At 69.2% G+C, this 26,491-nt stretch carries 24 protein-coding genes; 12 read left to right on the forward strand and 12 right to left on the reverse strand.

What is annotated here, in order from left to right; genetic code table 11:
* Positions 1 to 242: 242 nt before the first annotated feature.
* The 6 genes from C556_RS0105480 to C556_RS0105505 all read right to left on the reverse strand — a co-directional run bounded on the left by C556_RS0105480 (position 243) and on the right by C556_RS0105505 (position 5,882).
* Positions 243 to 1,664, reverse strand: a complete 1,422-nt coding sequence (locus C556_RS0105480; protein ID WP_040430572.1) for an efflux transporter outer membrane subunit — start codon at positions 1,662 to 1,664, stop codon at positions 243 to 245.
* Positions 1,665 to 1,717: 53 nt separating this feature from the next.
* Positions 1,718 to 2,857 (reverse strand): ABC transporter permease, encoded by a 1,140-nt coding sequence (locus tag C556_RS0105485; RefSeq protein ID WP_018747230.1) that lies wholly within the window; start codon positions 2,855 to 2,857, stop codon positions 1,718 to 1,720.
* On the reverse strand, positions 2,854 to 3,798 hold the full coding sequence (locus tag C556_RS0105490; RefSeq protein WP_018747231.1) for an ABC transporter ATP-binding protein: 945 nt from the start codon (positions 3,796 to 3,798) through the stop codon (positions 2,854 to 2,856). The genes C556_RS0105485 and C556_RS0105490 overlap by 4 nt, the downstream gene beginning before the upstream one ends.
* Positions 3,795 to 4,739 (reverse strand): HlyD family secretion protein, encoded by a 945-nt coding sequence (locus C556_RS0105495; protein WP_018747232.1) that lies wholly within the window; start codon positions 4,737 to 4,739, stop codon positions 3,795 to 3,797. The genes C556_RS0105490 and C556_RS0105495 overlap by 4 nt, the downstream gene beginning before the upstream one ends.
* Positions 4,736 to 5,404, reverse strand: coding sequence for a TetR/AcrR family transcriptional regulator (locus C556_RS0105500; protein WP_018747233.1), 669 nt, complete (start codon positions 5,402 to 5,404; stop codon positions 4,736 to 4,738). The genes C556_RS0105495 and C556_RS0105500 overlap by 4 nt, the downstream gene beginning before the upstream one ends.
* A gap of 133 nt (positions 5,405 to 5,537) precedes the next feature.
* Positions 5,538 to 5,882, reverse strand: a complete 345-nt coding sequence (locus tag C556_RS0105505) for a VOC family protein (protein WP_018747234.1) — start codon at positions 5,880 to 5,882, stop codon at positions 5,538 to 5,540.
* A gap of 155 nt (positions 5,883 to 6,037) precedes the next feature.
* Between C556_RS0105505 and C556_RS0105510 the strand changes: the two genes are divergently transcribed.
* The 6 genes from C556_RS0105510 (at position 6,038) to C556_RS0105535 (ending at position 10,655) form a co-directional block, all read left to right on the forward strand.
* Positions 6,038 to 6,808 carry a class I SAM-dependent methyltransferase gene (locus C556_RS0105510; RefSeq protein ID WP_018747235.1) on the forward strand — a complete coding sequence of 257 codons (771 nt, stop codon included), beginning with the start codon at positions 6,038 to 6,040 and terminating at the stop codon, positions 6,806 to 6,808.
* A 257-nt stretch (positions 6,809 to 7,065) separates the two neighbouring features.
* Complete coding sequence (locus C556_RS0105515) at positions 7,066 to 8,178, forward strand: ATP-binding protein (protein WP_018747236.1); 1,113 nt, start codon at positions 7,066 to 7,068, stop codon at positions 8,176 to 8,178.
* A gap of 238 nt (positions 8,179 to 8,416) precedes the next feature.
* The gene (locus C556_RS0105520) at positions 8,417 to 9,097 is read left to right on the forward strand and encodes a CsgG/HfaB family protein (RefSeq protein WP_018747237.1); all 681 of its coding nucleotides are present in this window, start codon (positions 8,417 to 8,419) and stop codon (positions 9,095 to 9,097) included.
* Between the two features lie 10 nt (positions 9,098 to 9,107).
* A complete protein-coding gene (locus C556_RS0105525) occupies positions 9,108 to 9,488 on the forward strand; it encodes a DUF4810 domain-containing protein (protein ID WP_018747238.1) in 381 nt (126 codons plus the stop codon).
* Between the two features lie 82 nt (positions 9,489 to 9,570).
* Positions 9,571 to 10,152: a DUF799 domain-containing protein gene (locus C556_RS0105530; RefSeq protein WP_169338598.1), complete on the forward strand. Its 582-nt coding sequence runs from the start codon at positions 9,571 to 9,573 to the stop codon at positions 10,150 to 10,152.
* 86 nt (positions 10,153 to 10,238) lie between these two features.
* Positions 10,239 to 10,655: a hypothetical protein gene (locus tag C556_RS0105535; protein ID WP_018747240.1), complete on the forward strand. Its 417-nt coding sequence runs from the start codon at positions 10,239 to 10,241 to the stop codon at positions 10,653 to 10,655.
* Positions 10,656 to 10,735: 80 nt separating this feature from the next.
* Here the strand turns inward: C556_RS0105535 and C556_RS24195 are convergent, their stop codons facing one another.
* Positions 10,736 to 12,049: a carbohydrate-binding protein gene (locus C556_RS24195; RefSeq protein ID WP_018747241.1), complete on the reverse strand. Its 1,314-nt coding sequence runs from the start codon at positions 12,047 to 12,049 to the stop codon at positions 10,736 to 10,738.
* Between the two features lie 674 nt (positions 12,050 to 12,723).
* Between C556_RS24195 and C556_RS23405 the strand changes: the two genes are divergently transcribed.
* Positions 12,724 to 12,900, forward strand: coding sequence for a hypothetical protein (locus C556_RS23405; RefSeq protein WP_018747242.1), 177 nt, complete (start codon positions 12,724 to 12,726; stop codon positions 12,898 to 12,900).
* Positions 12,901 to 13,087: 187 nt separating this feature from the next.
* A complete protein-coding gene (locus C556_RS19455) occupies positions 13,088 to 13,597 on the forward strand; it encodes a GAF domain-containing protein (protein ID WP_157235891.1) in 510 nt (169 codons plus the stop codon).
* 204 nt (positions 13,598 to 13,801) lie between these two features.
* On the opposite strand, the gene C556_RS0105555 is transcribed toward C556_RS19455, so the two are convergent.
* The 5 genes from C556_RS0105555 to C556_RS19465 all read right to left on the reverse strand — a co-directional run bounded on the left by C556_RS0105555 (position 13,802) and on the right by C556_RS19465 (position 19,923).
* Entirely contained in the window at positions 13,802 to 14,974 is a 1,173-nt protein-coding gene (locus C556_RS0105555; RefSeq protein ID WP_018747244.1) for an FAD-dependent monooxygenase, read from the reverse strand.
* Positions 14,975 to 15,039: 65 nt separating this feature from the next.
* The gene (pepP, locus tag C556_RS0105560; protein WP_018747245.1) at positions 15,040 to 16,347 is read right to left on the reverse strand and encodes a Xaa-Pro aminopeptidase; all 1,308 of its coding nucleotides are present in this window, start codon (positions 16,345 to 16,347) and stop codon (positions 15,040 to 15,042) included.
* Between the two features lie 334 nt (positions 16,348 to 16,681).
* Positions 16,682 to 17,548: a M48 family metalloprotease gene (locus tag C556_RS0105565; RefSeq protein ID WP_018747246.1), complete on the reverse strand. Its 867-nt coding sequence runs from the start codon at positions 17,546 to 17,548 to the stop codon at positions 16,682 to 16,684.
* Positions 17,549 to 17,551: 3 nt separating this feature from the next.
* Positions 17,552 to 18,094, reverse strand: a complete 543-nt coding sequence (locus tag C556_RS19460) for an SH3 domain-containing protein (RefSeq protein WP_018747247.1) — start codon at positions 18,092 to 18,094, stop codon at positions 17,552 to 17,554.
* Positions 18,091 to 19,923 (reverse strand): adenylate/guanylate cyclase domain-containing protein, encoded by a 1,833-nt coding sequence (locus C556_RS19465; RefSeq protein WP_018747248.1) that lies wholly within the window; start codon positions 19,921 to 19,923, stop codon positions 18,091 to 18,093. The genes C556_RS19460 and C556_RS19465 overlap by 4 nt, the downstream gene beginning before the upstream one ends.
* Positions 19,924 to 20,668: 745 nt before the next feature.
* On the opposite strand from C556_RS19465, the gene C556_RS0105580 reads away from it, so the two are divergent.
* From C556_RS0105580 to C556_RS19470, 4 genes are read left to right on the forward strand one after another with little or no spacing between them, the layout of a single operon-like run.
* Complete coding sequence (locus C556_RS0105580; protein WP_018747249.1) at positions 20,669 to 22,948, forward strand: ATP-binding protein; 2,280 nt, start codon at positions 20,669 to 20,671, stop codon at positions 22,946 to 22,948.
* Positions 22,941 to 23,426, forward strand: coding sequence for a response regulator (locus tag C556_RS0105585; protein WP_018747250.1), 486 nt, complete (start codon positions 22,941 to 22,943; stop codon positions 23,424 to 23,426). Before C556_RS0105580 ends, C556_RS0105585 begins: the two co-directional genes overlap by 8 nt.
* Positions 23,423 to 25,819, forward strand: a complete 2,397-nt coding sequence (locus C556_RS0105590; protein WP_018747251.1) for a PAS domain-containing hybrid sensor histidine kinase/response regulator — start codon at positions 23,423 to 23,425, stop codon at positions 25,817 to 25,819. The genes C556_RS0105585 and C556_RS0105590 overlap by 4 nt, the downstream gene beginning before the upstream one ends.
* Positions 25,816 to 26,400: a biliverdin-producing heme oxygenase gene (locus C556_RS19470; protein WP_018747252.1), complete on the forward strand. Its 585-nt coding sequence runs from the start codon at positions 25,816 to 25,818 to the stop codon at positions 26,398 to 26,400. The genes C556_RS0105590 and C556_RS19470 overlap by 4 nt, the downstream gene beginning before the upstream one ends.
* Positions 26,401 to 26,491 lie beyond the last annotated feature (91 nt).

Genomic DNA, 26,491 nt, shown 5'->3' on the forward strand with positions numbered 1-26,491 from the left:
CACGATTGTAAGGCGTTTGCCGCCGCTACTCAAAGCCGGCGGATCGGCGAACGCACCGCTCGACGCCTTGTAACGGCGCGGTCATCGGGCTGTCATGCATGGTGTAGTCGTTATCGTTCGATTACCGGATGCCTGCCATCCGGCGCGCCGGACGGCGGTTGCTTACAGCTGGACGCCGCCACGCCAAGCGCTGCCCGAATGGCATTGCCATTGGCTTTCAGGGTGATACAGGCTGGTATGGATCACGGCCGGGCCGGCGGCGCTTCCCAGCCGCCGCCCAGGGCCTGCAACAGCGCGGCGGTATCGGCATAGCGGTCGGCCCGGGCGGCGAGCGCATCCAGCGCGGTTTGCAATTTTTGACGTTCCGCGTCGAGCAAGGCCAGCCGGCTGACGCCACCCAGCGCCAGCCGGCGGGCGGCGATGTCCCGATAGCCGGTGGCGTCGGCCAGTGCGCGGTCGCGCGCGGCCAGGGTCGCGGCGTCGCCATGCAGCGCCGTCAAGGTGTCGGCCACCTGCTGCAAGCCGCCGAGCACGGTCTGGCGATAGTTGGCCTCGGCGGCGCGCAGCGCGGCTTCGGCGCCGCGTTGCCGGGCGCGCAGCGTGCCGCCGTGGAACAGCGGCTGCGCCAGCCCGGCGCCCAGGCTCCAGATATTGAAGCCTTCCAGCAGGCGGCTGCTTTCCAGCCGGTCCGAGCCCAGGCTGCCGCTCAGCGTCAGGCGCGGATACAGGTTGGCGGTGGCGACGCCGACGTCGGCGGTGGCGCCGGCCAGCAGCGCTTCGGCAGCGCGGATATCGGGGCGGCGGCGCGCCAGCTCGGCCGGCACCGTCAGCGGCAGCTCGGCGGGCAGGCGCAGCTCGTCCAGGCGCGGCAACGGCGGCAGGCCGTCGCCCGGTGCGCGGCCCAGGTACACCGCCAACTGGTGGCGCAGTGCGGCGCGCTGCTGTCGCAACGCCGGCAGCGAGGCTTCGGTCTGCGCCAGCAGCGCGCGCTGCCCGAGCAGTTCCGCCTGCGATACGCCGCCCTGCCGCTGACGGTGCTCGGCGATGTCCACCTGCTCGCGCTGCGCGGCCAGCAGGGCCTCGGTGGTGGCCAGACGCTCGGCGGTCGCCGCTTCGCGGATCGCGGTCAGCACCACGTTGCCGGCCAGGCTCAGTCGCGCCGCTTCCAGTTGGTAGCGCTGATAGTCGCTGCCGGCGGCCAGCGATTCCAGCGCACGCCGCTCGGCGCCGAACAGGTCGAGCGTGTACTGGACCTCGATGGCGGCGTGATACAGCGTGAACGGGCCGAAATCGCGCAACGGCGGATCGCCCGGTGCCGGTGTGCTGATCTTCTCGCGGGTGACGGCCAGGTTGGCGTCCACCTGCGGCCATTGCTGACCGGCTTCGGCCTGGTAGGCCGCGATGGCCTGCTCCAGCCGCGCCCGGGCGGCGTCGAGCGTGGGGCTGGCCGCCAGCGCCTGCTGCACCAGCGCGTCCAGCCGGGGCGAGGCGAACAGTGTCCACCAGTCTTGCGGCACGGCCTGCTGCGCCCGGAAGCGTTGGGAGACGCCGGCCGCGTCGACCGTGGCGTCGGGCAGCTCGGCCTCGGTATAGCGGCCTACCGTCGGCGCGGCGGGCGAGTGGAAGTCGGGGCCGACCGCGCAGCCCACCAGCAGAACGAGCACTGGCGCGGAACAGAGCGGGCGGAGGCGATTGTGGTTGTGCATAGGCTGGCCCCTCAATCCAAAGTCCGTCTATAGAAGCGCAAGGCAATGCCCATCACCACCACCGTGAACAGCAGCAGCGGCCAGACGCTCGGCCACAGGTCGGCCCAGCCGCTGCCCTTGAGCAGAATGCCGCGGATCAGCCGGTTGAAGTGCGTCAGCGGCAGCACGTTGCCGATGTATTGCGCCCACTGCGGCATGCCGCGGAACGGGAACATGAAGCCGGACAGCAGGATGTTGGGCAGGAAGTAGAACATGGTCAGCTGCATCGCCTGGAGCTGGTTCTGCGCCAGCGACGACAGCGTGATGCCGACGGTGAGCGTGGCGGCGATGAACAGCAGCGCGGCTAGGTACACCGCGCCCAGGTTGCCGGCGAACGGCACCTGGAACACGAAGTGCGCGGCCAGCAGGATGATGGTGGCCTGGATCAGGCCGATGGCGATGTAGGGCACGATCTTGCCGGTCATCACCTCGATCGGGCGCACCGGGGTGGCCAGCAGGTTTTCCATGGTGCCGCGCTCGCGTTCGCGGGTCATCGCCAGCCCGGTCATCATCACCATGGTCATAGTCAGGATCACCCCCATCAGGCCGGGCACGGTGTTGTACTGCGAGTTGCCCTCGGGGTTGTACAGCCGGTGCACCTGTACTTCGAACGGTGGTTCGCCGCCGCGCAGCGGCGCCAGCGCGCCGGTGAGGTCGTGCCGCGCCACGCTTTGCGCCAGCTGGCTGGTGGCGGCCAGCGCCATGCCGGTGGCCATCGGGTCGGTGGCGTCGGCCTCGACCAGCAGCGCCGGCTTTTCGCCGCGCAGCAGGCGGCGGCTGAAGTCGGCCGGGATGTTGAGCACGAACTGCACCTTGCCCTGGGCCAACGCGGCGCGGCCGGCTTCCTCATCCGGCACTTCGCCGACGATCTCGAAGTATTCCGAGTTCTTCATCGCGGCGACGAAGCTGCGGCTGAATTCGCTGGGGTCGGCATTGAGCACCGCGGTGGGCAGGTGCTTGGGATCGGTGTTGATGGCGAAGCCGAACAGCGTCAGCTGCACGATGGGCAGGCCGATGATCATGCCGAAGGTGATGCGGTCGCGGCGCAGTTGCAGAAATTCCTTGAGCACCACGCTCCACCAGCGGGCCAGCGAGAAGCCGCGCCACTTCATGCCGGCGCTCCGAAGTTGTCGCTGGAGCGCGCCATCATGTAGATGAACACGTCCTCCAGGCTGGTGTCGGACGGGGTCAGCCGCAGCGCGCCGCCCGCCGCCGCCTCGCGCAGCGTGGCCTCCAGCCGCGCGCCGTCGCGGCCGCTGACGTGCAGCGCCGCACCGAAGGCCACGGTCTGGTCCACCCCGGGCTGGCCGCGCAGCCGCTGCGCCAGCTCGGTGAGGTCGTCGCCTTCGATGGTCCAGGTGGACAGGCCCTGCCCGGCGATCACCTCGGCGGCGGTGCCCTGGGCCAGCAGGCGGCCGTAGGCGATGTACGCCAGCTTGTGGCAGCGCTCGGCCTCGTCCATGTAGTGGGTGGACACCAGCACCGAGATGCCGCGCGCGGCCAGCCGGTGCAGTTCCTCCCAGAAATCGCGCCGCGCGGTGGGGTCGACGCCGGCGGTGGGCTCGTCCAGCAGCAGCAGCCGGGGCTGGTGCAGCAGGCAGGCGGCCAGCGCCAGCCGCTGTTTCCAGCCGCCGGACAGCGAGCCGGTCAACTGCCCGGCGCGGCTGGCCAGGCCGAGTTCGTCCAGCGTGCGATCCACCAGCGCCTTGCGGTCGGGCATCTCGTAGATGCGGGCGACGAAATCCAGGTTCTCGCGGATGGTGAGGTCCTCCCAGTAGGAGAACTTCTGCGTCATGTAGCCGACCTGGCGCTTGATCTGGTCGGCCTCGCGCACGATGTCGTAGCCCAGGCAGGTGCCGCTGCCGGCATCCGGCGTCAGCAGGCCGCACATCATGCGGATCGAGGTGGTCTTGCCGCTGCCGTTGGGGCCGAGGAAGCCGAAGATCTCGCCGCGGCGCACCTGCAACGACACGTCGTTGACCACGTGCTTGTCGCCGAAGTGCTTGTGCAGGCCGTGCACGTCGATGGCGAATTCGTCCGCGGATGCGTTCATCGCGGTTCCACCGTCACCGGCTGGCCGGGATGCAGCCGGGCGGCCTGCGCCGGCGCCGGCCGGGCCTCGACCAGGAACACCAGCTTGTCGCGGGTGTCGTTGCTGTAGATCACCGGCGGGGTGTACTCGGCCTCGGTGGCCACGTAGTCGATGCGCGCCGGCAGCGGCTGGCAGCCATCGCAGCGCAGCGTGACCTCGCGCCCCGGTTGCAGGCCGGCCAGCGCCGCCTGCGGCACGAAGAAGCGCACCTTGATGTTGCCGGGCGGCAGCAGCCGCACCACCGGGCTGCCCGGCGCCACCCATTCGCCCTCGCGGTACAGCGTGTCGAACACCAGTGCGCCCGTCGGCGCGCGCAGCGCCTTCTGGTTCAAGGTCCAGTCGGCCTGTGCCAACGCGGCGCGCGCGGCCTCGACCTGGGCGGCCTGCGCCTGCAATTGCGCGCTGCGGCCCGGCAGGCGCGCCACGTCCAGCTCGCGTTGCAGCCGGCGCACCTCGGCGGCGGCGGCCAGGTCGGCGGCGCGGCTCTGTTCCAGTTGCGCCTGCGACACGCCGCCGATGGCGAACTGCGCCTCGTCGCGCTGGCGTTGCTGCGCCGCGCGGCGCGCCTCGGCTTCGGCGGCGGTCAGCTGGGCTTCGGTGACGGCGATTTCCTGCGGCCGCTTGCCGCTGCGCAGGTCCGCCAGTTGCGCCTGCGCCGCCGCCAGTTGCTGCTGGCGCTGCCGCCGCACCGCCGTTTCGTTGTCCGATTCCAGCGCGAACACTGGCGCGCCGGCCGCCACCTGCTGGCCGCGCCGCACCGCCAGCCGGCTGAGGTGGCCGCCTTGCGAAGCGGCCAGCGCCACGTATTCGCCCTCGACGTAACCCTGGTAGGTGGCGGGGGCGTCGCGGCCGCAGGCGGCCAGCAGCAACGGCAGGAACAGCAGCGACAGGCGGGCGGTCATGCGGGCTTCCTCGTGGGGGCGGGCTGGCCCAGGCCGTGCAGCAACAGGGCGCTGGCGTGGCGGGCCACCACGTCGGCGGCGAGCGGCGTGCCGTCCGGCAGGTGCCGCTGCTGGCCGGCCACCGCGAACGGCAGCATCGCCAGCCCCAGCACCGAGACGAACACCAGCCGGGGTTCGATGTCGGGATGCAGCGCGCCTTGCGCCTGCAAGGCGGCCAGCGCCTGGGTCAGTCCACGCAGGCGCGGCAGCGGCAGCCGGGCGAACAGCCGGCCGCGCAACAGGCCGCTCTCGTTGAGGATCTCGCCGATCCACAGCGGCGGCAGCCATGGTCGGCTGGCGACGCCCGCGGTCATGCGCGCGATCACGCCTTGCAGCAGCAGGCGCGGATCGGCGGCTTCGTCGTCGCTGGCGGCCCAGACATGTTCGATCAGCGGCGCCACGCGCTCGTCCACCAGCGCGTCGAGCAGACGGTCGCGGTTGTCGAAGTAGTAATGGACCATCGCCGGCGTCACCCCCGCGTGCTTGGCCACTTGCGCCATGCTGGTGGCGGCGATGCCGTGGGCGGCGAAGCGGGCGAGCGCGGCATCGAGCAGGCGGGCGCGCACGTCCTGATCGGCGGCGCCGGCCGGCCGGCCACGGGTGCGGGGAGGTGGGGCGGCGGTCATCCGCTCAAGTTAATTAACGATTTAATTAATTTCAAGGCGGAGCACCGCCATTCGGCGGTTGCCTGGGGGGAGTCGGGCGGGAAGGGGCGCCGGCAGGGCGGCGAAGCGTACATCGGCGGGGTGCGCGCCTCGATCAGGCCGACCAGACCCCCAACTCGTAGCCGTCCGGGTCGGTGAACTGGAAGCGCCGGCCGCCGGGGAAGCTGAAGATCGGTTTGACGATCCGGCCGCCGGCGGCGATCACCCGCGCCAGCGTGGCTTCCAGATCGTCGGCATACAGAACCACCAGCGGCCCGCCGGGGCGCGGCGTGCCTTCGGTGGTGAAGCCGCCCTTGAGGCGGCCGTCGTCCAGCTCGGTGTAGCCGGGGCCGTAGTCGGTGAAACGCCAGCCGAAGGCCGCGCCATAGAACGCCTTGGCGGCGGCGATGTCGGCGACGACGAATTCCACGTAGTCGATCTTCTGGTCCGGAATGCTCATCGGGTGCTCCTGGGTGGCAGGCGGCTGGCATATTCCGCCCGGGTTGTTGCTGGCATTGATGCGATTGACGCACCGCAGCGGGAAATGCTTAATCGATCGGGATGTTTTGGCAATATGCAGTGAAAGCCGACGTAAAAAAACGCAAGGAAAGAACAATGAGCGACGTGGATTTCGGCAAGACCGCGGCCGACTACGGCAAATACCGGGCGGGTTTCCCGCCGGCTTTCTTCGCCCGCGCCGCCGCGCTGGGCATCGGCCTGCCCGGCCAGTCGCTGCTGGACCTGGGGACAGGCACCGGCACGCTGGCGCGCGGCTTCGCGCAACAAGGCTGCCAGGCGGTGGGGCTGGATCCGGCCGAGACCATGCTGGCGCAGGCGCGGCTGCTCGATGCCGAGGCCGGCGTGCGCGTCGAGTACCGGCAGGGCGTGGCGGAGCGCACCGGCCTGCCGGACGCGGCGTTCGACGTGGTGACCGCCGGGCAGTGCTGGCACTGGTTCCAGCGGCCCGAGGCCGCGCGCGAGGCGTGGCGCGTACTGCGTCACGGCGGCATCCTGGCGCTGGCGCACTACGACTGGATTCCGCTGCCGGGCAACGTGGTGGAGGCCACCGAGCGGCTGATCCTGCAACACAACCCGGCGTGGCAGGGCGCTGGCGGCTGCGGGGTGCACGGCGGTCATTTCGCCGATCTGGCGCAGGCCGGTTTCGTCGGGCTGGAGGCGGTGGCCTTCGACGTGCCCGCCGTCTACAGCCACGAAGCCTGGCGCGGGCGCATCCGGGCCAGCGCCGGCGTATCGGCCAGCCTGCCGCCGCACGCGGTGACACGCTTCGATGCCGAGCTGGCGGCGCTGCTGCGCGCCCGCTTCCCGCAGGAGCCGCTGTGCGTACCGCACCGCGTATTCCTGGTGCTGGGGCGCAAGTACGGCTGAGCGGCTGGCAAAACCCTCCTGGCTACGTCGCGCGAACTTGCCGTACTACTTGTACTGTCTGCGTTTCGCGCTTCTTGCCAGGACCGCTGCGCTGGGTCTTGCCAGCCGCTCAGCATCGCTGGCAAAACCCTCCTTGCCGCGTCGCGCGGGGGCGCCGGGCCGGGCAGCGCCAGGCATTTGAAGGTCGATTCGCCCTTGTATTGCTACGTTTATTTTTCAACAATAGATATATCTAAATCTCCTAGATATTTTTAGATATGCCTTCCACAGTGGATGCTTGGCACTTCGCGCGGCGGGAGCTGGCGCAGCGTTACATCGACGCCTTCCGCGCCGGCTTGTCCAGCGCCCGCGCCCTGTTCGCGCGTCGGCGCATGGGCAAGACCGAGTTCCTGCTCAAGGATCTGCTGCCGCAGGCGGAGCAGGACGGTTTCACCTGCGTCTACGTCAACCTGTGGGAATGCCGCGGCGCGCCGCTCGCCGGCATCGCCACCGCCGTGACCCAGCAACTGGCGGCGCGGCGCAACCCGCTGGCCCGGCTGGTCGGCAAGGGGCCGCATGTGCGCGGCGTCAAGTTGACGGTGCTGGGGGCCGGCGTCGACGCCAGGCTGGACGACGCCGAGGTCGATCCCACGCTGGCGCAGGTCTGGCAGCGCATCGACGCCCATCCGCGCCCCATCCTGCTGATGATCGACGAAGCCCAGGTGCTGGCCAGCGCCGAGCACCTGGCGGTGGCGAGCGCGCTGCGCGGCGGGCTGGACGTGCGCAAGGAGCGGGTGAAGGTGGTGTTCACCGGCTCCAGCGAGCACACCCTGCGCGGCATGTTCGGCAAATCGAGCCAGCCGTTCTACAACTGGGCGCCGGTGGAGCCGTTCCCGCTGCTGGACAACCTGTTCGTCAGCCATATGGTGCGCCGGGCCAACGACATCCTGCGCCCCGAGCTGCACCTGCCGGACGAGCGCGCGCAGCAGGCGTTCCTGGCGCTCAAGTCCTCGCCCGAGGTGTTCCGCCGCTTTCTCGACGCCTACCTGCTCAATCCCTTCGCCGGGGTCGAGGCGGCGCAGGAGGCCGCCCGCGAAAGCACCTATTCCGACGACGGCTTCGCCGCGGCGTGGGACAGCCTGCGGCCGATGGACCGGCTGGTGTTGCAGTTCGTCGCCGCCGGGCGCAAGGGCATCACCGGCAAGGCTGCGCTGCGCGAGTTCGGCCAGGCGCTGGGCATCGGCCCCGCGCAGCTGCACGCGGTCAACAACTCGCTGGCGCGCCTGATGGATCTGAAGCGGCAGATCCTGGTGAACGTCGAGCGCGGCGAGTACCAGTTCGAGGATCTGCATTTCCAGGAATGGGTGCTGCTGGAGCATCCGCCGGGCTGAGTCACCGGCAAACAGTGCCTTTCCGTGCATCAATGGATTGTGCAGGGTACGCCGCAGCACTTGTTCAAGCCGCATGTTGCCACTCTGACAAAAATTGTCGGCAATCATGACGATCGGTTGGCTGTGGTGGATAATCGGCGCCTTGCCCGATCCCGCCTGCCTGTTCGACGGCGGGTGCGATGGCGTTGTCCGACGCCGCGCCCGGCGGCGCGCGGCCCCTCCCTTACAAGGAATCGCAATGAAAAAGCCCCTGATGTCCCTGTTGGCATTGCTGCCGGCCGCGGTGCTGTTCGTCGGCTGCGCGACGGAAAGCTCCACCACCCTGGCCGTGCCCAAGGTGGAAAGCGCCGGCCGGCCCTATGCCGGCGTGCGCACGCCCATCGCCGTGGGCAAGTTCGACAACCGCTCCAGCTACATGCGCGGCATCTTCTCCGACGGCGTGGACCGGCTGGGCGGCCAGGCCAAGACCATCCTGATCACCCACCTGCAGCAGACCAACCGCTTCAACGTGCTGGACCGCGACAACATGAAGGAGATCGCGCAGGAGGCGGACATCAAGAAGCAGGCGCAGCGGCTCAAGGGGGCCGACTACGTCATCACTGGCGATGTCACCGAGTTCGGCCGCAAGGAAGTGGGCGACACCCAGCTGTTCGGCATCCTGGGGCGCGGCAAGTCGCAGGTGGCCTATGCCAAGGTCGCCCTCAACGTGGTCGATATCGCCACCTCGGAAGTGGTGTTCTCCAGCCAGGGCGCCGGCGAGTACAGCCTGTCCAACCGCGAGATCGTCGGCTTCGGCGGTACCGCCAGCTACGACTCGACGCTGAACGGCAAGGTACTCGACCTGGCCATGCGCGAAGCGGTGAACAACCTGGTCGCGGCCATCGACGGCGGCGCCTGGAACCCCAGCAAACCTCAATAACGGAAGTGTCATGAACCATAACAACATCGCAGTACGGGGGACGCTGGCGACGCTCGTCGCCGCGTGCACGCTGCTGGCCGGATGCGCCACGCCGCCGACCACGCTCTACCAATGGGAGGGCTACCAGCAGCAGGTCTACAAGTATTTCCAGGGGCAATCCACCGAGGAGCAGATCGGCACGCTGGAAGCCGCGTTCCAGAAGATCCGCGCCAAGGGCAGCATGCCGCCGCCCGGCTTCCACGCGCACCTGGGCATGCTGTATGCCAGCATCGGCGACGAGGCACAGGCGGTGCAGCAGTTCCAGACCGAGAAAGCGCTGTTTCCCGAATCGCAGGCCTACATGGATTTCCTGCTGAAGAAGCAACCACAACCGGCCAGGCAAGGGGAATGACGTGGAAAAACTGATCAAGATCCTGACTTGCTGGGCATTGGCGCTGCTGGTGGTCGGCTGCGCCGCGCCCAAGCAATCCACCATGGACTACACCGCGTTCAAGGCCGCCAAGCCCGCGTCGATCCTGGTGCTGCCGCCGCTGAACGAATCGCCCGACGTGAACGCCACCTACGCGATGTTGTCGCAGATGACCTTCCCGCTGGCCGAGGCCGGCTACTACGTGCTGCCGGTGGCGCTGGTCGACGAGACCTTCAAGCAGAACGGTCTGAGCCATGCCGCCGAGATCCACGGCGTATCGCACGACAAGCTGCGGCAGATCTTCGGTGCGGACGCCGTGCTGTACGTGACCGTGACCAAATACGGTTCCACCTACGTGGTGGTGGACAGCGTCACCGAGGTCGCCGCCAAGGCCACGCTGGTGGATCTGCGCACCGGCGAAACGCTGTGGACCGGCGCCGGCCATGCCTCCAGCTCGGAACAGAACAGCGGCGGTGGCGGCGGCCTGGTCGGCATGCTGGTGTCGGCGGCGCTCAAGCAGGTGACCAACCACCTGAGCGACGCGGCCTACGGCTACGCCGGGGTGACCAGCCTGCGCATGCTGTCCGCCGGCGGCCCCAACCGCATCCTGTACGGCCCGCATTCGCCCAAGTACGGTACCGATTGAATCGGGGCTAGTCTGGTCGAGACGAGCACTCATGACGACCCAAAGCCACGGGTGCTACCTGATGAAAACGGTTCCGGGAGGTTCACATGTTCCTGACATTGCTGCTGGTCACGCTGGTGGTGGCATCCGTGGTTTCGCTGGTGGTGGCGCTGGTCTTTTCCAAACCCATCGACAGCATCCTGAAACGGATCATCGCCGATGAAATCAGCGTCGCCTGGCTGAAGTACCTGAAGTTCGCGATTCTGGTCGTCGGGGTCTCGGCGGGCGTGCGCATTTATGAACTGGAGAAGTACATCACGCCGGAGCGCTGGGACAAGGATGCCCGGATCGTTTTGTTGACGACCGAACGCTGGGTGCTCGAACTGTACCGGACGATCATCGAAGCACTGCAAGGCATTGCCTGGCTGCTGCTGGTGTTTTTCGTCTTTGCGTTGATCGCCTACGTGATCGTGCGGATCGCCGAGCTGCGCCAGGGGGGCACGGCGGGCCAGGCGAAGGTGTGATTCGACATTTGCGCAAATCATCGCGCCCAGCAAAAAGCCCCGGCAACACGCCGGGGCTTTTTGTCGTGCAACGAAGCCGGTCAGCGCTGGAACACCCGCACCCAGTCCACTTCCATGCGTTGCGGGAACGGCGTGCTGGCGTCGGGGTTGCCGGGCCAGTTGCCGCCGACGGCCACGTTCAACAGCAGGTGGAAGCGCTGGTTGAACGGCGCGGGGTAGGCGGCGGCGCTGCTGTACCAGTCGGTCTGCTGGCCGTAGAACTGGCCATCGACGTACCAGCGGATCACTCCCGGCTCCCATTCCACGGCGTAGTCGTGGAAATTGTCGGCCGTGCTGCTGCCCGGCACGGTCGAGAGGGTCTTGTGCGTATTGTTGGGCCAGGCGCCGCCGTAGTGGATCGTGCCGTAGATCGTGTTGCCGCCGGCGGCCTTGAGGTTGATCGCTTCCATGATGTCGATCTCGCCGCTGGCGGCCCAGCCGCCGTAGACCCAGTCGGTGGGCAGCATCCAGAACGCCGGCCACAGGCCCTGGCCGTAGGGCAGCTTCATCCGTGCCTCGAAGCGGCCGTAGGTCCAGTCGCCCTTGCCCAGCGAGCGCAGGCGGGCCGAGGTGTACTGGCGCGCGCCGTCCGGGCCGGTGTAGTTCTCGCGACGGGCCTCGATCACCAGCTTGCCGTTCTCGACGCGGGCGTTCTCGCTGCGCGCGGTGTAGTACTGCAATTCGTTGTTGCCGCCGCCCTGGCCGTTGACCTCGAAGCTCCACTTGGCGGTGTCGATGGCATTGCCGTCGAATTCGTCGTTCCACACCAGGCGCCAGCCCGCCGGCACCGGCACGTTGGGCGTGGGGGTCGGCTGTGGCGGGGGCGTCGGGGTGGCGGGTTTGGGCGTCGGGGTCGGCGTGACGCAGCCGCCGCTGCCCACCACCTTCCACACGCCCCATTCGCCGGACTGGCCGGGGTTGTCGCCCTGGGTCCACCACTTGGCTTCGTACACCACGCCCTGATAGGTGACGCGCTGCCCGCCGACATAGGCGGTGCTCGCCGACCACGCCGCCGCGCTGCTGCTGCAAGCCGGGGTCGGGGTGACGGGCTTGGGCGTCGGAGTGGGTTGAGGCGCGGGTGTCGGCGTGGGGGCCGGGGTGGGGGTCGGCGTGCTGCCGCACTGGCCGCCGGTCTGCCACAGCGTGGGCGTGGCTTGCGGGTTCCAGCCGGTGCCGACGAAGGCGGTATGGGTGACCAGCGCGGTGTAGGTGGCGCCGGCGTAGGTGACCGTGTCGCCGGTCTGATAGGTGTTGCCTTCGGCCCAGGCACCACGGCAGGCGGCCTGGGCGGTGCCGGCGCAGGCCGCGATGGCGGCCACGGCGACCAATGCCGGGAACGGCAGTCGGTGTTTCATTCCACTCTCCTCCAAACTTCTTCTTGGCCGGACCGCGCGGCGGTGGCCGCCTGCGCGTGTGTCGGTCGCTTTTTGGTTTAGTCGTTGCCGTACCGTTCGCGGGCCGAAATGTATTGCCGTTGATCGGTACGGGCCGCTGGCGATAGCCGGATGTTGTCTCCCGCATCACGCCAGCGTGCGCGCATTCATGTCATGCGAATAAGCGAGCGGCAACCGGAAATCTGCCGGGTGGCTGGTTTTGCATGCGCCAACGGTCGAAATGATAGCGCTTTCAAACGTGCCGACGAGCCAGTTTCTGCGTATTGGCCGCTGGCTCGCCCATGGGGGTGGCGCTGGCAATAGTTCCACTCTCGATGGCGCCGATCCGCCTTTAACTAGGGCCTGTTCACACTATTTTCGCGGCAGCGCCGGGCAGGAAAACGGTCAGGTACAAGACGTGCGACGCAGGCAATAACGGGTTATTGCCAAGGAGCACAACGCAGTGGATGACCGTTTTCCTGCTCGGCCCGCAGGGTTCGGGGCATTACCGGCGCGCTGCTGCGTTGCACGCCGCTCACGGTATTCATACCGCAGCGCGTCCTGCGCCTTGCCGCACACCGGCACTGCCCCGAACGCTGTCGTGAAAATAGTGTGAACAGGCCCTAAAACATCGCATAACGACAAGGAGGTGCGCGATGTCTTCGTTTGCTCTGTATCTGATCGGTGTGGCCGTGGCCATTCTCGGCCTGGGTTATGGGGCCCACCTGGCGGGGCTGCCGACGCAATGGATCGTGGTCGGTGGCGTGGTGCTGCTGGGGATCGGTATCCTGGCCGGTGTGTCGCGCACCCGGCTGAAGGATCCGCCGCACTGAGCCGGTATCGCGTGGAAGGAATGTGCGGGGCGGCGATCCCGCGCCGGGGCCGCAAGGCAATGAGGCGGCGTGGCGAGGGGGCGCCGTCCAGCCGGGGGCGGCGCGAACTGCTAGGAAGGTAGTGAGTCCGTTCGTCGTACCGGCGCGGATATCATGACGCCGCTCCCGCCCACAACGAGAGAGACCCATGCAAGCTCCTCCCATGCCCGAGAACGAGGCGCAGCGCATCCAGGTGCTGCGCAACCTGCTGATCCTCGATTCCCCCGCCGAAGCCCGCTTCGACAACCTGACCCGCGTCGCCGCCACCTTCTTCCGGGTGCCGATCGCCCTGATCACCCTGATCGATGCCCGACGCCAGTGGTTCAAGTCCGCCTGTGGCCTGCCGCTGGGCGAAACCTCGCGCGAAGTGTCGTTCTGCGGTCACGCCATCCTGCGTGACGAGGTGATGGTGGTCGAGGACGCGCGCAACGACATCCGCTTCTTCGACAACCCGTTCGTGGTCGGGGCGCCCGGGGTGCGCTTCTACGCCGGGGCGCCGCTCCGGATGGCCGACGGCAGCAAGGTGGGCACGCTGTGCCTGATCGACAGCGAGCCGCGCACCCTGCAACCGCTGGAGCTGGAAATGCTGGCGGACCTGGCCAAGCTGGTGGCGGTGGAGTTGCAGCGGCCGCCGCAACAGCTTGGCGTGCCGGCCTAGGACGGATCGCTCCCGCCATCGCAAGACGCCGCGCGCGGGCCCGTCCGGCGTTCCTTGCTCGACGCTTTGCGCCTTGGAGCGGCTAACAAAACCCAGCGCAGCGGTCCTGGCGAGAAGCGCGGAACGCAGACAGTACAAGTAGTACGGCAAGTTTCAGCTCGGCGCCCCCGCGCGACGCAGCCAGCAGGGTTTTGTTGGCCGCTCTCAGCGCGCGCCGTACACCATGCGCTGGGCGAAACCGCGTCGCAGCGGCGCGGCCTGGTCCAGCCCCAGCAGCGCCAGGCTGCGCGCGTGCTTGAGCAGCGGGTTGGGCGAATCGAAGATGCCGATCAGGCTGTCGGTGAACGCGGTGACCACGCCGGCATCCTTGCGCCGCAGCCGGGCGTAGCGCGTCAGCGTGGCGTCTTCGCCCACCTGCGCCGGTGGCACCGCGCCCAGCACGTCGGCCAGGGTGGCGGCATCGCGCAGGCCCAGGTTCAGGCCCTGACCGGCCACCGGGTGCAGCGTCTGCGCGGCGTTGCCGATCAGCGCCAGTCGCCGCCCGACCACGCGGTCCAGTGTCTTGAGCGCCAGCGGAAAGCTGGCGCGCGCGCCGACGGCGGAAAAGCCGGCCACGCGCCCGGCGAAGCGCGCGCCCACTTCATCCAGGAATTCCCGGTCCGACAGCGCCAGCCGCGCCTCGGCCTGTTCGGGCGTCTGCGTCCAGACCAGGGTGAAGTCGTCGCCGCGCGGCAGCAGCGCCAGCGGACCATCGTCGGCGAAGCGCTCGTAGGCGATGTGCTGGTGCGGCTTGACCGGCGTCACCGTTGCCAGCACCGCGTGCTGTCGGTACGGCTTCACGGTCTGCACCACGTCGCCCAGCGTGCCGACCAGCTTGCCGCCGTCGGCCAACACCACCAGCCGGCAGGTCAGCGTGCGCGGGCGGTCCTCGCCGCCAATCGCCAGTTCGGCGAAGCGCGCCAGGCGGCGGATCGCGGTGACCGGGCTGCCCAGGGCGATCCGCGCACTGCTGGCGGCCAGGCGTTCCAGCGCCAGCGCGGCCAGCCGGTCGTAGCCGACCACGTAGCCCAGCGCGGGCAGTTCCAGCTCGGCGGCGTCCAGTTCGGCGCGGCCCAGGCTGCCGGCCTGCGAGACGTGCACCTTGGCGATGGCGGTGGCCGCCAGCGCTGTTTCGTCCCACAGCCCCACCCGCGTCAGCGCCTCGCGGCTGGCATACGACAGCGCCAGCGCGCGCGGGTCGGCCGAGGTGTCGCGGCGCGCTTCGAGCACCAGCGCCTGGTGGCCCGCCTGGGCCAGCCGCAGCGCCAGCAGCGCGCCGACCGGGCCGCCGCCGACGATGGCGATGTCGACATGGGTGGGCAGGGTGGAAGTCAGCATGGGCAAATCCGGTGCGATGGCGATCGACGCCGATGGGTTCGAGAGGTCGCGGGGCGACGCGGGGATCAGGCCTGCCGCTCGGCCATCAGCGCCTCGATCTGGGCCACGGTGCGCGGGCAGGCGTCGGTCAGCACTTCGTGGCCATCGGCGGTGATCGCCACGTCGTCCTCGATGCGCACGCCGATGTGTTCGAACTCGGCCGGCACGTTGTCGGCCGGGCGGATGTAGAGCCCCGGCTCGACGGTGAACACCATGCCCGGCTGCAACGGGCGCCACGCGCCGTCCAGCTTGTAGGCGCCGGCGTCGTGCACGTCCAGGCCCAACCAGTGGCCGGTGCGGTGCATGTAGAACTGGCGGTAGCTTTCCTGTTCCAGCACCGCGTCCAGCGAGCCGGACAGCAGCTTCAGGTCGATCAGCCCTTGCGCCAGCACCTCGACCGCCGCTTCGTGCATGGCGTTCCACGATGCGCCGGGCCGCGCGTGCGCCATCGCCGCGCGGTGGGCGTCCAGCACCACCTGGTACACCGCCTTCTGTGGGCCGCTGAAGCGGCCGTTCACCGGGAAGGTGCGGGTGATGTCGCTGGCGTAGCCCTGGTATTCGCAGCCGGCGTCGATCAGCAGCAGGTCGCCGTCCTGCATCACGCGGTCGTTTTCCACGTAGTGCAGCACGCAGGCATTGGGGCCGCTGGCGACGATGCTGCTGTAGGCGGGAAAGCGGCTGCCGTGGCGGTAGTACTCGTGCAGCAGCTCGGCCTCGACCGCGTATTCGGGCATGCCGGGGCGCGCGTTGCGCATGGCGCGGATGTGCGCGCCGGCGTTGATCCGGCCGGCCTCGCGCATCAGCGCCAGTTCGTGTTCGTCCTTGAACAGCCGCATCTCGTCGATGTTGCCGCGCACGTCGACGATCTCGCGCGGCGCGGCGAGGCCGGCGCGCCCTTGCGCGCGCACCGCGTTCAGCCAGCCGGCCACGCGCTGGTCCCACGCGGCGTCGGCGCCGAACGCGGTATGGATGCGCGGCTGGTTGGCCAGCAGCTTGACGATCTCCTCGTCGAGCGCCTCGTAGGGGTGGGCCTCGGCAAAGCCGAAACGCTCGGCCGCCGCGGCCGGACCGAAGCGGTAGCCGTCCCAGATCTCGCGTTCCAGGTTCTTGTCGCGGCAGAACAGCAGCGAACGCTGCTCACCGTCCTCGCCGATCAGCATCACCAGCACCGCCTCGGGCTCGGGAAAGCCGGTCAGGTAGTAGAAGCCGGAATCGAAACGGTAGGGATAGCCGGTGTCGGCGTTGCGCGCGACTTCCGGCGCGGTGGGCACCACGACCACGCCAGGCGCCAGGCGCGCGGCGAGTCGGTCGCGACGAGTGGAATACGGTTGCATGCGGGCTCCCGGTGACGCGCCCGGCGGGGCGCATGATTGCCCGTGATTATAAGGGGGCGCGGTGCGCACCAGGGAAGGGAGGAGAGGGAAGAGGGAAGAGCACTCCCAACCCCACACCTTGAACCACAGAGGGCACGGAGAGCACAGAGATCCACAGAGAAAACCGGAAAAGAGGAGTGGCATGCTTTGTGCGCTTTTCCTGTTTGATCGGGCACCGCGGGGAATGCCGACGCACCTCTCTCTTCCTTTGGCTTTCTCTGTGAAACTCCGTGTTCTCTGTGCCCTCTGTGGTTCAAGATGTGGGGTTGGGTTTTACCCTTCCCCCTTCCCAGAATCATTTCAGGCGATAGAACCGCCGTGTCTCCTCGACGCCATCGGCGTAGCGTTCCAGCTTGTCGCCGACCACCTGGTCGATCTTGTTCAGCCGTTCCGCCGGGGTGGGGTGGGTGCTGAACATCAGTTGCACCGTGCTGTCGGACGGGTTGATCTCGCCCAGGGTCTGCAACACCGATACCAGCGAGTACGGGTTGTAGCCGGCGCGGGCGGCCAGCACCATGCCGCGCACGTCGGCTTCGTACTCGTCGTCCTTGTCCAGGCCGCGCACGAACACTTCGGACATGCCGGAGATCGCGTTGGCGCCCAACTGGCGTGCGTTGCCCTGCTTGTACGAGGTGAAGCCTTGCAACGCGCTGCCCAGCGCCTCGCGGCCCTTGCCGGACTGGATAGCGCGGATCTGGTGGTGCAGCAGCACGTGGTTGATCTCGTGCGCCAGCACGCCGGCCAGTTCGCTCTCGTTGCGCAGTTCGCGGTACAGCCCGCGGGTGATCAGGATCACGCCGCCGGGGGTGGCGAAGCTGTTGACGTTGGGCGAATCGATCACGCCGAAGCGCCAGTTCAGCCCCGGCGAGTCGGAGCGGCTGGCCAGCCACTGGCCCACCTGATTCACGTAGCGTTGCAGCTCGGCATCCTTCACCAGCGGCGCGGCGCCCAGCAGGTTGGCGGCCAGGCCGTCGCCGATGGTGGCTTCCTCCTGCGGGCCGATGGTGCGGTTGGCGTCCACGGTGTTCTGGATCACGCCGCCCACGGCGTTCACCAGGTCGGGGTTCTCGTTGAGCTTGTCGACGATCTTGCCCAGATCCAGCGCCTGCGCGGGCAGCGCGGCCGCCAGGGCCAGGGCGCACAACAGTTTGCTTGCTTTCATGACTCAGCCTCCGCGCCGTTGCGATTGCGGGTCGTTGGCCTGCCCGCCGCTGTTGCCGCGCGTATACGGAATGTTGTTCACGCTCTGCGCCTTGAGGCCGGCGCTGCGCGCGCTGGCGGTGGCGCCCTGGTTGCTGGCGCGGTACTGCTTCATCTTGTCCAGCTCGGCGTAGTTGGGCTTGGCGTTTTCGATCTGCTCGGCGGACAGCCCCTTCACCCCGGTGGTGACGGTGGTGCCGGACGAGCCGGTGGACAGCACCCGGCCGACGGTACCCAGGCCGCCGCCACCGCTGGCGCCGCCGGTACGCACATTGAGCAGCTTCACCCAGCCGTTGCGGCCGTCGCGGGTCTTCACCTGCATCCACGCGCCCTTGCGGGTGACGATGTCCACCACGCTGCTGGCCGACAGCTGGGCCACGGTGCCGGAATCGAGAAACGGCTGCTGCTTGAGCGGCGTGGCGCGGATCACCGTGCCGCTTTCGGCCAGCGCGGCGCCGGCCAGCAGCAGCGCGGCGCAGGCCGTGGCGATGGGAAGGAGTGTTTTCATGCCGATGTGTCCTCGTCTGAATCAATGGCGTGCGGTTCGAACAACCGCACCGGCTGCCCGCGTCCCTTCACGTTGTGCAGGCCGCGCTCCACAAAGCCGAAGCGCTCGCCGCACAGTTCGCGTGTCGCTTCGGAGACCAGCACGCGCGCCACGCCCTTGGTTTCGCCTTCGATGCGGCTGGCCAGGTTCACCGTGTCGCCGATGGCAGTGTAATCGAGCCGGGCCTGGGCGCCGATGAACCCCACCACGGCCGGACCGCTATGGATACCGATGCCGATGTCGAAGTTCACGCCCTGTTCGGCCAGCTCGCGTTTGAACGCCTCCAGCTCGCGCGACATCTCCAGCGCCGCCGCCACCGCGTGCTCGGCGTGGTGCGGGTCGTCCACCGGCGCGCCCCAGAATGCCATGATCGCGTCGCCGATGAACTTATCCAACGTGCCACCGTGGCGGAAGATGACTTCCACCTGTCGGGAGAAATAGCGGTTGAGCAGGCTGACGATCTCTTCCGGCGGGCGTGTCTCCGACAGCGTGGTGAAGCCCCGGATATCGGAGAACAGCACACTCACGTGCTGGCTGACCGCGCCGCGCCGCGCGTCGATCTGGCCGCTTTCCACCAGGTCGCGCACCACGCGCTTGTCGAGGAAGCGGCCGAACAACTGCACCGCCTGCTCGCGCCGTGCGCGCTCGGCCAGGTAGGCCAGCAGCGCGGCCAGCCAGAAGTAGGTCCAGCCCCAGGCCAGCGCGCCGGCCAGTTGCCAGTAGTGGTTGATGCCCAGCCCCAGCCACGCGGTGCCGGCCGCCGCCGCGCTCGCCAGCGCCAGCCCGATGCCCAGCCACAGCGTGTTCACGCCACGGGAGAAGCCCAGCCACAGCAGTCCGCACAATGCCAGCGCCAGCGGCGCGAACCAGGCGCGGTCGGTTTCGGCCAGCCAGTCGCCCGCCTGCAGGTTGTCGAGCGCGCCGGCCAGGATCTCCACGCCGGGATAGGTCTGCGACAGCGGGGTCGGGCGCAGGTCCATCAGCCCCGGCGCCGCGGTGCCGATGATCACGATCTTGCCGGCGAACTCGTCGGCGGGCCGGCGCGGGTGTTCGCTGTTGGCGTCCAGGTACAGGTCGCCGAACGATACGTGGCGGTGCATCGGCGTCCAGTTCAGCCGCACCCGCGCTTGCGCCGGCACCTTCCAGCCCAGGTCGCGCGCCACGCGCGCCGGCATCGACGGGATGCGCCAGCCGTCGATCACGGTGTCGATCAGGTAATGGCGGCCGATGCCGTCGTGGTCGGCATCGAAATTGATCAGGCCGCCGTGCCAGGCTTTGGGCGGCAGCACGCCAGGCAGCAGCAGCGGCGCGCCGGCGTCGGCCCGGGCGCCCGCCAGCGCGACGATGCCGGTTTCGCGCGGCAGCCGGGCGAACGGGGTGGGCTGGCCATCGCCCAGCAGCACATAGGGGAAGTACAGGCCCTGTTGCGCCAGCGCCGTGTCGCGCAGCAGCGCGTCGCTGTCCGGGCGGAAGGTGTCCGGCTCGTTGAACAGCACGTCGAACACGATGGCGCGTGGGCGCTGCGCCGCCAGGATCTCGATCATCTCGGCGTGGATGGCGCGTGGCCACGGCCAGCTGCCGGCCACTTCGTTGAGCTGTTCCAGGCTTTTCTGGTCGATGTCGATCACCACGATGTCGGGCGACGCTTCGCGGCTGCTCACGTTCTGTCGCAGCAGCAGGTCGCCGGCGCGGTCGTCCAGCGCGCGCGTCAGATCCAGCCAGCCGTAGTCGAGGGCGATCAATGCGGCGATCAACAAGGACAGCGCGAGGAAGCGGCGGGCAGAGGACATGGCGGCACGGTGGCGAAAATCGGCCTCCGTTATAGCACGGCGCGCCCCGACGCCGATGTGCGGTGCCGCACGGCCCGTTGTCGGGATGGTGGGCCCGGCCAGGGTCCGGGTGACGAGCGCGCCCAAGGCGGGCAAAAAAAAGCCCCGACCAACGTCGGGGCAGCGGGAAGACGAAGCCTGAGATCCGTCTGCCCGTGGGCTTCCCGAAACCCGTCGGCACGCGGCGCGACGAATTTCCAACCCTGGCGAGGAACAGGGCGGTCCGGGTTGGCCGGGCGGGCTCTACCACTATCCACCAATCCCCCGATTGGAGCCCGCCCGCCAATGCACGGACACAGCAACTGCTCACTCGATCGCCCTGCGTCAGGGCATGGCGCAAGCATGCGCCGGCCCCGGTCGTGTCCCTATCGGATGACTCCGAAAAGCAGGCGAGGCGCGCTCCCCCGCGTTTTCAGGGCGGATCGCGTTGCGCTGGCCGGCGCGGCGTGCGGTTTGCCGCGACCATGACTTCGCCGGCCCCACCCCCGGGGCGCGGGGGCGGGGCTCCCCGGTTCCGCCGCCGCACCGTGAAAAATTCCAGCGGGATGGCCTGACCGCTGAAGTATGTTGGCCGACGCCCGCCATCCAGCCTGCGTGCGCGGCCGATATGGCACACTCGCGTGCGCCCGGCCGCGACCCACGTCGCGGCCCGTGCGGGCACCCGCGCCGATTCCCGTGGCGCAGTACCCTCTCCAAAGGAGCTTTCATGGCCGATGCCCCCCAGGACGCGCTGGCCACCGCCATCGAACGTTGCGCGCAGGAGCCGATCCGCGTGCCCGGCAGCATCCAGCCGCACGGCTTTCTGCTGGCGCTGGACGAGCCGTCGCTGCGCATCCGCCATGTCAGCGCCTCGGTGGCCGACTGGCTGGGGCACGACCCCGAACAGTTGCCGGGCCGCGCCCTGACCGATCTGCTGCCGCCCGGCGAAGCACTGGCCACCGCGCTGCTGGCGCTGGTGAACGAGGACGACCATCCCTGCTACCTGGGAGAGGTGATGCTGCGGTGCGCCGATGGCGGCAGCGCGCGTTTCGAGCTGGTTGCCCATCGCCACGCCGGACGGCTGATCGCCGAATTCGAACCCGCGCCTGGCGATGGCACGCCGGTATTCAGCGCCATGCACCCGCTGGTGGGCGCCTTTGTCGCCCGCCTGCAACACGCCGGCGACACGGATCGGCTGTGCCGGCTGGCGGCCGAGGAAGTGCGTCGGCTGACCGGCTTCGGCCGCGCGCTGGTCTATCGTTTCGACCGCGACGGCCACGGCCAGGTGCTGGCCGAAGCCCGCCTCGACGGGTATCCCAGCTACCTGGGGCAGCACTTCCCGGCCAGCGACATTCCACCGCAGGCGCGCCAGCTTTACCTTTCGAACCGGCTGCGGGTGATCCAGGACGCCGACTACACCCCGTCGCCGCTGTGCCCGCCGCACGACCCGGACAGCGGCCAGCCGCTCGACCTGGGCTTCTCGATGCTGCGCAGCGTGTCGCCGGTGCATCTGCAATACATGCGCAACATGGGCACGCTGGCGTCGATGTCGATCTCGCTGGTGGTCGAGGGCCGGCTGTGGGGGCTGATCTCGTGCCACCATGCGCAGCCGCACGCGGTGCCGTTCCACGTGCGCACCGCCTGCGAACTGCTGGGGCGCATCGTGTCGTTGCAGATCGAGGCCAAGGAGGCGCACGCCGACGCCGGCCGCCGGCTGGAGCTGCGCCGGCTGATCGTGCAGATGCTGTCGGCGATGGCCGATCGCGACAGTGTCTCCGCCGGGCTGCTGGCCGTGTCCGACGCCTTCCTGGCCTTCGGCCGCGCCAGCGGCGGCGCGGCGGTGGCCGGCGGGCATTGCGAACTGATCGGCCGCGCCCCGCCGCAGCCGCTGGTGATGGCGCTGGCCCGCTGGCTGGGCGAGCGCGGCGGACGCGACGCGTTCCAGAGCGACAACATCGGTCGCGACGTGCCGGAGTTGCCCGAGCTGGCGCGCGAGTGCGGCGGCGTGCTGGCGGTGCCGATCTCCGAACTGCACGCCCACTACCTGATCTGGTTCCGCGACGAGCAGGTGCGCACCATCGACTGGGCGGGACAGCCGGCCAAGACGGCCGACGCCGATGGCCGCCTGTCGCCGCGCGCCAGCTTCGCCGCCTGGCGCGAGACGGTGCGCGGCCACAGCCTGCCGTGGGACGAAGTCGAGCTGGACGGCGCGCTGGAGCTGCGCAACGCCGTGCTCGGCATCGTGCTGCGCAAGGCCGAGGAGATGGCGTCGCTGGCCGGCGAACTGCAGAAGGCCAACAAAGAGCTGGAAGCGTTCTCCTACAGCGTGTCGCACGACCTGCGCGCGCCGCTGCGCCATATCGCCGGCTACGCCGAGCTGCTGGAAAACTACGATGGCAAGGCGCTGTCCGAACGCGGGCAGCGGTACCTCGCGCATATCGCCCACTCGGTCCGCTTTGCCGGCACCCTGGTGGACAACCTGCTCAGCTTCTCCCAGATGGGGCGCTCGGCGCTGCATCGGGGCCGGGTCGATCTCAACGCCATCGTCGAATCGGTGCGGCGCGAGATGGTGCCCGACTACGAGGGACGCGACATCGCCTGGACGGTGCATCCGCTGCCGCACGTGACCGGCGACGCCGCGTTCATCCACCTGGCGCTGCGCAACCTGGTGGCGAATGCCATCAAGTACACCGGCGGGCGCGAGCACGCGCGCATCGAGATCGGTGGCGAGGCGCGTCCTGACGAAACGGTGGTCTACGTGCGCGACAACGGCGTCGGCTTCGACATGGAATACGTCGGCAAGCTGTTCGGGGTGTTCCAGCGGCTGCATCGCATGGAGGACTTCGAAGGCACCGGCATCGGCCTCGCCAGCGTGCGACGCATCGTCGAGCGCCACGACGGCCGGGTCTGGGCCGAAGGCGAGCCCGATCACGGCGCCACTTTCTATTTTGCACTGCCCAGGCGCGCCCCCGAGTCGTGCGGCGCTGGCGGAGAAACCGATGCTTAAGCCCATCCTCCTGGTAGAGGACAACCCGAACGATCTGGAACTGACGCTGGTGGCGCTGGAGCGCAGCCAGCTCGCCAACGACGTGGTCGTCGTGCGCGACGGCGCCGAGGCGCTGGACTACCTGTTCCGCCGTGGCCGCCATGCCGCGCGGCCGGACGGCAACCCGGCGGTGATCCTGCTCGACCTCAAGCTGCCCAAGGTGGACGGGCTCGAAGTGCTGCAGATCGTGCGCGACACGCCGTCGCTGCAACAGGTGCCGACGGTGATGCTCACCTCGTCGCGCGAAGAGCCCGACCTGGCCCGCGCCTACGCGCTGGGCGTGAACGCCTACGTGGTCAAGCCGGTGGAGTTCCGCGACTTCGTCGCCGCGATCTCCGAACTGGGCATGTTCTGGGCAGTGCTGAACGAACCGCCGCCCGGCTCCGCCCGCCTGGGCACGCGGCGCAGGAGCCCGGACAAGGACGACAACGCCAATTGACCGCGCCCGATCTCGAACCGATTTCGCTGTTGTTGATCGAGGACGACGCCCGCGACGCCGAACTGCTGCTGGCGACGCTGGAGCGCGCCGGCTACGCGCTCGACCCGATGCTGGTCGATTGCGAGGTCGACCTGCGCGCCGCGCTGGCGCGCCGGCCGTTCAGCCTGATCCTGTCCGACTTCCTGCTGCCGGGCTTCTCCGGCGAAAAGGCATTGCGCATCGCCCGTGAACTGGCGCCCGAAACGCCGTTTATCTTCGTGTCCGGGCTGTCCGGCGAGGAACAGGCGGTGGACATGATGCGCAGCGGCGCCACCGACTACGTGCTCAAGCAATCGCTCAAGCTGCTGCCCAAGGCGGTGGAGCGCGCGCTGCTGATCACCGGCGAGCGCGCCGAGCGACGGCGCATGGCCGACGCCCTGCTCACCAGCAAGATCAACACCCGGCTGGCGGTCGAGGCCGCCGAACTGGGCATGTGGGACTACGAGCCGCTCACCGCGTCGCTCACCTGGGATCGACGCTGCAAGGCCATGTTCGGCCTGCCGCCCGACACCGAGGTGGGGCTGGAAACCTTCCGTCACCACGTCCACCCCGACGACCGCCAGCGGATGGATGGCTTCATCACCGAAGCGATCAGCCAGGCGCAGCAGCAGGGCGGCCACCAGGCCGAGTTCCGCATCGTCACGGCGCAGGGCGACGAGCGCTGGGTGGTGACGCGCGGCCAGACGTTCTTCGAGCGTGGCGCCTGCACCCGTTTCATCGGCGTATTGCAGGACATCACCGAGCGCAAGCAGGCGGAACAGGCGATCCGCGACATGAACCAGGAGCTGGAGCGGCGGGTGGAGGAACGCACCCGCGAGCGCGACCGCACCTGGCAGCTTTCGCGCGACCTGCTGGTGGTGGCGGGATACGATACCGTCGCGTTCGCGGTCAACCCGGCCTGGAGCGATTGCCTGGGCTGGGACGAGGCCCAGTTGCTCGGCCGCCCGCTGCTCGACATCGTGCACCCGGAAGACCGCGCCGCCACCGAGGCGATGGCGCGGCGGCTGGCCGCCGGCAGGATCGAATCGCGTTTCGAGCACCGCTGCCGCGACCGCGACGGCGCCTACCACTGGATCGCCTGGACCGCCGTGCCCGAGGGCGAGCGCTTTTATGGTTCTGGACGCGACATCACGCTGGAAAAGACCGCGCTCTACGAACTGGCGCACGCCAACCGTGCGCTGCTGGAGGAGATCGAAGAGCGCGAGCGGGTCGAGGCCACCCTGCAGCAGATGCAGCGGCTGGAGGCCGTCGGCCAGTTGACCGCCGGCGTCGCGCACGATTTCAACAACCTGCTGACGGTGATCCTGAGCAACGCCGCCTTCCTGGCGCGCAGTGTGGGCAAGGGCGTCGAGCCCGACAAGCTGCGACAGTACGTCGCCCGCATCCGCGAAGCCGGCGAGCGCGGCGCCAAGTTGACCGCGCAGCTGCTGTCGTTCTCGCGCCGCCAGCGCCTGGCGCCGCAGGTGCTGGACCTGAACGCCACCATCACCGGCATGCTCGACCTGCTGCGCAGCACGCTGGGCGGCAGCATCGCCGTGGAGACACAGCTGGCCGAGGACCCCTGGCTGGCGCTGGTCGATCCGACGCAGGTGGAACTGATCGTGCTCAACCTGGCGATCAACGCCCGCGACGCGATGGAGGGCGGCGGCCAGTTGTGGCTGACCACGTCCAACCAGTCGCTGTGGCAGGCGCCCAGCCGGCCCGAGGAACCCGAGCCGGGGCAATACGTGGTGCTGACGGTGCGCGACTCCGGCAGCGGCATGCCGCCCGACGTGCTGGCCAAGGCGTTCGAGCCGTTCTTCACCACCAAGGAGCCGGGCAAGGGCTCGGGCCTGGGGCTGGCGCAGGTGTTCGGCTTCGCCAAGCAGTCGGGCGGCGGCGTGCGCATCGGCAGCGAGCCGGGCCAGGGCACCACGGTGCAGGTCTACCTGCCGCGCGCCAGCGGCGCCGTGGCGCCGCCGCCCGAGCCGGTCAGCGTGCCGGAAGTGGTGTCGCGGCGCACGGTGATGCTGGTGGACGACGACAACGCGGTGCGCGAAGTGACCGCCGCGCAATTGCAGGAGCTGGGCTATCGCGTGATCGAGGCCGGCAGCGGCGTGGTGGCGCTGGAACTGCTGTCGCAGGCCGTGCATCCGGATCTGCTGCTGGCCGACTTCGCCATGCCCGGCATGAACGGCGGCGAACTGGCCCGCCGGGTGCGCGAGCGCTGGCCGGCGCTGCCGGTGTTGTTCATCAGCGGCTACGCCGACCTGCGCCGCGCTGAGCTGGAGGATATCGACGTGATCCAGAAACCGTTCACCAAGGCCGATCTGGTGGTAAAGATCGAACGCGCCTTCCAGCAGGGCGCGCGATGAGCGAATCGCTGCGCCAGCGCCTGCGCAGCGCCACCGCCGGGCACCATGCCCGGGTGGACGCGGCGTTCGGTCGTTTCGACCTGAGCCGGCCCGACGATTACCGCGCCTTCCTCGTCGCGCATGCCCGCGCGCTCTGGCCGCTGGAATGCGGGCTGGAAGCGGCCGGCGTGGCCCGGCTGCTGCCCGACTGGCCGGAACGTCGTCGCCGGCCGGCGCTGGCGCGCGATCTGGCCTGGCTGGGCGCGGCCGTGCCGGACGAGGCGCGCATCCAGCCGTTGCCGTTGGCCGACGAGGCCGCCTGCTGGGGCGCGCTGTATACGCTGGAAGGCTCGCGGCTGGGCGGCGCGGTGCTGGCGCGGCAGGTGGCGACCCAGCCGGCGCTGGCCGGAGCGCTCGCCTACCTGGGCCACGGTGCGGGCGGGATGCTGTGGCCGGCCTTCCTCGCGCGGCTGGAAGCCGCCGCGCCGATGCTGGCGTGGCCCGCACTGGAGGCGGGCGCCTGCGCCGCCTTCGAGCTGTTCGCCGACGCCGCCCGGGCGGGCTCGGCGATGCCGCCCGAGCGCGCGATCGCCGCCGGATGAGTCGGCCGCGCCCGCCGGCCGCGCCGTACCGTTCGCAACATGCCGGCCTTGCCCGGCCGATTGACAACGCCGCACCGCATCCAGCAGGATC

The organism is Chitiniphilus shinanonensis DSM 23277, assembly GCF_000374805.1.
GTDB classification, from domain to species: domain Bacteria; phylum Pseudomonadota; class Gammaproteobacteria; order Burkholderiales; family Chitinibacteraceae; genus Chitiniphilus; species Chitiniphilus shinanonensis.